Source organism: Cupriavidus sp. 05N40, from assembly GCF_056397305.1.
On the sequence record NZ_JBFTND010000316.1, the window covers coordinates 1 to 5,599 of the forward strand.

5 protein-coding genes are annotated in these 5,599 nt (G+C 70.8%); all 5 read right to left on the reverse strand.

The window, feature by feature from the left end; genetic code table 11:
- Nucleotides 1–150 precede the first annotated feature (150 nt).
- Nucleotides 151–1,422: an SfnB family sulfur acquisition oxidoreductase gene (locus AC1DO7_RS38830; protein WP_441615612.1), complete on the reverse strand. Its 1,272-nt coding sequence runs from the start codon at nt 1,420–1,422 to the stop codon at nt 151–153.
- 21 nt (nt 1,423–1,443) lie between these two features.
- On the reverse strand, nt 1,444–2,283 hold the full coding sequence (locus AC1DO7_RS38835; protein ID WP_441615614.1) for an ABC transporter permease: 840 nt from the start codon (nt 2,281–2,283) through the stop codon (nt 1,444–1,446).
- Complete coding sequence (locus AC1DO7_RS38840) at nt 2,280–3,311, reverse strand: ABC transporter permease (protein ID WP_441615616.1); 1,032 nt, start codon at nt 3,309–3,311, stop codon at nt 2,280–2,282. Before AC1DO7_RS38840 ends, AC1DO7_RS38835 begins: the two co-directional genes overlap by 4 nt.
- 12 nt (nt 3,312–3,323) lie before the next feature.
- Nucleotides 3,324–5,033, reverse strand: a complete 1,710-nt coding sequence (locus tag AC1DO7_RS38845; RefSeq protein ID WP_441615618.1) for an ABC transporter substrate-binding protein — start codon at nt 5,031–5,033, stop codon at nt 3,324–3,326.
- Between the two features lie 128 nt (nt 5,034–5,161).
- Nucleotides 5,162–5,599, reverse strand: a 438-nt coding sequence (locus tag AC1DO7_RS38850; protein ID WP_477117389.1) for an ATP-binding cassette domain-containing protein, incomplete at its 5' end; no start/stop codon positions are given.

The following is a 5,599-nucleotide window of genomic DNA, read 5'->3' on the forward strand; positions in this document are numbered from 1 at the left end:
GGCGCGAACTGCGCGGCCAGCCGGCGTGCGGTGGCGATGGCGTCGGCGTCGTCGCGGATCAGGGCGGGCGCCTGCGCCGGCGGCGCGGCGGGCGCGGGGCGGCTGGCGGGGCTGTCGTCGGCGGGAACCGGGGTAAGTAGCAAGGACATGTCAGTTCCAGGAGTGGCGCGCGGGCAGCACGTGATTGAGGTAGTAGTTGCCGATCAGGTGGGTCTTCCAGCGCACCGGGTCGTGCAGCGTGTGGGTGCGCGCGTTGCGCCAGTGGCGGTCGAGGTTGTGGCGCGCGCGCGTGGCGGAGGAGCCGGCCAGCTCGAACAGCTTTTCGCTGGCGGCAAGCGCGGCCTCGGTGGTCAGCACCTTGGCCTCGGCCACGGCGACCGAAGCGCGTGCGCTGGCCTCGGCGTCCGGCCCCTGCGGCGCGGCCGCGGCGGCGATGGCGTCCAGCGCGCGGCCGGCTTCGAGCAGCACTTCGCGCGCGGCGTGCACATCGATCTGCAGGCGGCCCACGTCGGCGATGAGATGGGGGTCGTCGGTGGCGTGCTCCAGGCCGGAGTCGATCCACGGGCGCGCGTACTGCCGCGCGAAGGCAATGGCGTCGGCCAGCGCGGCCTCTGCGATGCCCTGGTCGATGGCGGCCTGGATCAGTTGCGAGGTGGCGCCGTACAGGCCGGGGCGCTCCGCCAGCTGCCACACCGGCAGCACGTCGTCGGGCGAGACCGGCACGTTGTCGAACACCACGCCGCCGCTGGCGGTGGTGCGCTGGCCGAAGGAGGACCAGTCGTCCACGATGGACAGGCCGCGCGCCTCGCGCGGCGACCACACCTGCACCGCGCGGCCCTGCGCATCGAGCGCGCGCGCCGGCACGCGGTGCGCGAACAGCGCGCCGGTGGAATAGAAGCGGCGGCCGTTCAGGCGCAGGCCCTGCGGCGTCTCGCTCAAGCGCGTGGTGCCTTGCAGCACGTCCGGGCTATGCTCGGAGCGGCGTTCCGGGCCGGCGTTGCCCAGCCGCGCGCCGGACAGCACCTCGCTGTAGAAGCGGCGCTTCTGCGCCGCGGAGCCGGCTTCGCGCAGCACGCCCAGCAGGCCGAAGTGGTTCTGCGGGATCTGGCCCAGCGCCGGATCGGCCGCGCACAGGATCACGAAGACCTCGGCCAGCGTGGCGTAGGACACCTCGGCGCCGCCGTAGGCGCGCGGCACCGTGATGCCGCCCAGGCCGCTCTCGGACCACAGGTCCAGTTCTTCCCATGGCAGGCGGCGCGTGCGGTCGCGCCCGGACGCGCCCTCTGCGAAGCGGGTGGCAAGATCGCGCGCGGCCTCGAGGGCCTGGGCGTCGGTGGCGATGCGCCGCACGCGCTCGGGGTCGGGCAGGCGCGCCGGCGCGGCCGGCAGGGCGGAAGCAGGAAAATCTGACAGTCGGGTCATGGCAGTCGAGGAAAGGAAAAGCTAGGCCGGCGCCGTGGTGCGGACGCGGCGCAGGCGAGGATTGAGGGCGGCCTGAAGGCCATCGCTGAGCAGGTTGAGCGCAAGCACGGTCAGCACTACCGCCAGCCCGGGGATGGCGGTCATGTACCAGCCGGTGCGCAGGGCGTCGCGGCCCAGGCCGATCATCGAGCCCCAGCTCACCACATTGGGGTCGCCCAGGCCGAGGAAGGCCAGCCCGGCCTCGGACAGGATGGCGTTGGCCACCAGCAGCCCGGTGGAGACGATGATCGGCGTCCAGGCGTTGGGCAGGATCTCGCGGAAGATCAGGTGCACGTCGCCGGCGCCCACCGCCACCGCGGCGCGCACGTACTCGCGCTCGCGCAGCGACAGGAATTCCGCGCGCACCAGCCGCGCCACGCTGGTCCACGAGGTCACGCCGAGCGCGAACACGATGGTGCCCAGCGTGGGCTTGAGCACCGCCACCAGGATGATGGCCAGCAGGAAGGCCGGGATGGTCTGGAAGAACTCGGTGATGCGGCTCAGCACGGCGTCGGTGCGGCCGCGGTAGAAGCCGGCCACGGCGCCCACCGTGACGCCGATGGCCAGCGCCACCAGCGCCGACGACACGCCCACCAGCAGCGACACGCGCGCGCCGTGCGCCAGCCCGGCCAGCAGGTCGCGGCCCATCAGGTCGGTGCCGAGCGGCGTGGCGGGACCGGCGCCGGGCCAGGTGTAGGGCGCGCCCACCATGTCGAGCGGGTCGTCGGGGAACAGCACGCCGGCCAGCGCGGCGGCCGCGGCCACCACCAGCAGCACGATGCCGCCGAGCCAGATCGAAGGTTGCAGGTACCAGCGTTTCATGCGGCGCTCCCGGTAGCGGATGCAGGCGGGCGCGCCGGCGAGGCCGCGCGGCGCACGCGCGGATCGAGCGCGGCCTGCGCCAGATCCACGAGAACGTTGGCCAGCACCACCAGCACGCCGCTGCAGATCAGCACGGCCAGCAGCACCGGGATGTCGCGGCTCTTGATGGCTTCGAACGACAACTGTCCGAGGCCGGGCCAGGCGAACACCGTCTCCACCACGATCGAGCCGCCCAGCAGGGCGCTGCTCTGCACGCCCAGCATGGTGACCACCGGCAGCAGCGCGTTGCGCAGCGCATGGCGGAAGATCACCTGGTGCTCGCGCGCGCCCTTGGCACGCGCGGTGCGGATGTAGTCTTCGGCCAGCGTCTCGATCATGGCGGCGCGCGCCAGCCGCGCGTACACCGCCACGTAGTAGATCGCCAGCGTCAGCACCGGCAGCGCCAGGTGCCGCAGGTAATCCAGCCACAGTTGCACGCCGTGGTAGCCGGCGTTGACCTCGCGCAGGCCGCCTACCGGCAGCCATTCGAGCTGTACGCCGAACAGCACGATCAGCATCAGCGAAGTCCAGAACATCGGTGCCGAATAGCCCACCGTGGCCAGCGCCGACAGCACGGTGTCGGTCAGCCCGTGCGGGCGCCGCGCCGCCGCCACGCCCAGCAGCACGCCGGCCAGCGTGGACAGCAGCAGCGCCGCGCCGACCAGCGCCAGCGTGGGGCCGAGCCGGTCCAGCAGCAGGTTGAGCACCGGCTCGCCGAAGCGGAACGAGTAGCCCAGGTCACCCTGCGCGATGCGGCCCAGGTAGGCCAGCAGTTGTTCCGGCAGGCTGCGGTCCAGCCCGTAGAGCTGGCGCAGTTGTGCCACGTACTGGGGCGGCACGTTGCCGCTCTCGCTGGCGATCACGTCGACCAGGTCGCCCGGCAGCGCCTTGAGCAGGGCGAAGTCCAGCACGGCGGTGGCGAACACCACGCCCAGGAGTTGCAGCAGGCGCCTGAGCAGCGACCTGAGCAGGGATCTGGCTATGCGCACGGCGTCCTCGCTTTACTTGGCGGCCAGCCAGACCCGGGCAAAATTGCTCTGGCTGTGGTCGAAGGTGTCGGTGACGTTGCGCAGGCGCTTGTCCCACACGCCGAACCAGCGGAACTCGAACAGGTTGAGCAGCGCCAGGTCCTGCTGGGCCAGCTTCTGGAAATCCTGGTAGAGCCGCACGCGGCGCGCCGGGTCGGGTTCCACCTGGGCCGCTTCGAGCAGGCGGTCCGCTTCCGGGCTGGCGTAGCCGGAGGCGTTCTGCCACGGCGTGCCCTTCGATTCGGCCTTGGACCAGTAGTGCTGCTCGACGCCGATCTGCGGGTCCTGCCAGTTGATGCCCCAGGAACTGACCAGCTGGAAGTTGTAGTCGCTGAAGACGTTCTTGGTCCAGGTGGGCAGGTCCTGGCCGCGCAGGTTCACGTCGATGCCCACCGCGCGCAGCGACTGGCGCACGAACTCCCCGGTGCGGCGGTAATCGTCGCCGAAGGGGATGTAGTCATGGTCCAGCTTGAAACGCCAGCCGTCGGCCTTGCGCGGGAAGCCGGCTTCGTCGAGCAGGGCTTCGGCCTTCTTGCGGTCGTATGGGTATTGCCTGGTGTCGCGCGTGTAGAAGGTCTTGAGCAGCGAGGACACCGGCCCGGTGGCGGGTTCCGCGTAGCCGCCCCACACGGTCTTGACCAGCGCCTGGTCGTTGATCGCGTGCAGGATGGCCTGGCGCACCTGGAGCTTGCCGATGATGGGGTCGCGCAGGTTGGGGATCAGCCACAGCCAGCCGGCAAAGCCGTTGTAGCCCTCGGTGCTGACCACCAGGTTGGGCGACTTGGCCAGGCGGTCGGCATCGGCGAAGGTCACCGGGTTGCGCTCGCCGTATTGCACCGCGCCGGTTTCCAGCGCGGTGGCGCGGCCGGCCACGTCGGGAATGATCTTGAAGGTGAGCTTGTCAAGGTAAGGCAGGCCCGGCGCCCAGTATTTGTCGAAGCGCTCCAGTGCGATGTGCTGGCCACGCACCCACTCCTTGAAGACGAAGGGGCCGGTGCCGACCGGCTTGTTGTTGTACGGGTTGTTGGGGATGTCGGTGTTTTCGTAGAGATGGCGCGGCAGCACCGGCGCGGCCACCACGTCGAGCGCGTTGAGGATCACCGGGGTCGGCTTGGCCAGCGTGAGCACCACGGTGTAGTTGTCGGGCGTCTCCACCTTGCGCAGGTGCTGGAACACGCGCCGCGCGGTCGGCGCGTACCTGGACCAGATCTGCTCGGCGGAGAACTTCACGTCGGCGGCGCCGAAGGGCTTGCCGTCATGCCACAGCACATTGCGGCGCAGCTTGATGCGCACGGTCAGGCCATCGGGCGAGACGTCCACGCTCTCGGCCAGTTGCGGGCGCGGCTTGAGGTCGGGGCCGTAGTCGAGCAGGCCGTCGAAGATCTTGCTGACCACCGTGCGGCCCGGGGTCGACGTATTGATGAAGAAGGCCAGCGTGGGCGGCTCGGGGTGCACCACGGCATCGAGCGCGCCGCCGCGCTGAGCGCCTTGCTCGGTATTCGGCGCGGACTTGGTCAGGGCCTGTGCCTCGGGCAACAGGCCGCCGAACAGGCCGCCGGCCAGCAGCGCGCCGCCGGCGCCCAGCCATTGTCGGCGCTGCGGGCTCTGCAGGTCGGCGGTGCCGGGAGAGGCTGCGTCGGCAGCGGAGGACGGATCGGCGATGGCGCGGTCTGGAGCGGTCATGGGGCGTCTGTGAGGCCGGAAGGCGGAATGTTGGAAAGGGCGAAGGAACGAAAGCGGCGCGATGAAAGCGGCGAAGGTGCAGCGAAGGCGTAGCGCAGGAAAACGAAGTCAGACGGAATGGAATCGAATCAGCCGGCCAGCGCCAGTTGCGGCGGTGCCGGCGCATCGTCGCGGCACGGCCGCGCGGTGCCCGGCACGGCGGCCAGCAGCGAGCGCGTGTACGGGTGCCGCGGGCTGGCCCACAGCGCATCGGGCGTGCCGCTTTCCACGATGCGTCCGGCCTGCATTACGCACATGCGGTCGGCGATATAGCGCACCACCGACAGGTCGTGCGAGATAGACAGGTAGGTCAGGCCATGCTCGGCCTTCAGGTCCGCCAGCAGGTTCAGGATCTGGGCCTGGATCGACACGTCCAGCGCCGAGACTGGCTCGTCGCAGATCACCAGCTCGGGGCGCAGCACCAGTGCGCGCGCAATCGCGATGCGCTGGCGCTGGCCGCCGGAAAACTCATGCGGATAGCGCCCGCCGGCGGCGCGGCCAAGGCCCACGTCGTCGAGGATGGCGGC

Bases quoted from the DNA above. Each gene is read 5' to 3' on its own strand.
- AC1DO7_RS38845 (WP_441615618.1), bottom strand. From the start codon at position 5,033: ATGACCGCTCCAGACCGCGCCATCGCCGATCCGTCCTCCGCTGCCGAC.
- AC1DO7_RS38835 (WP_441615614.1), bottom strand. From the start codon at position 2,283: ATGAAACGCTGGTACCTGCAACCTTCGATCTGGCTCGGCGGCATCGTG.
- AC1DO7_RS38830 (WP_441615612.1), bottom strand. From the start codon at position 1,422: ATGACCCGACTGTCAGATTTTCCTGCTTCCGCCCTGCCGGCCGCGCCG.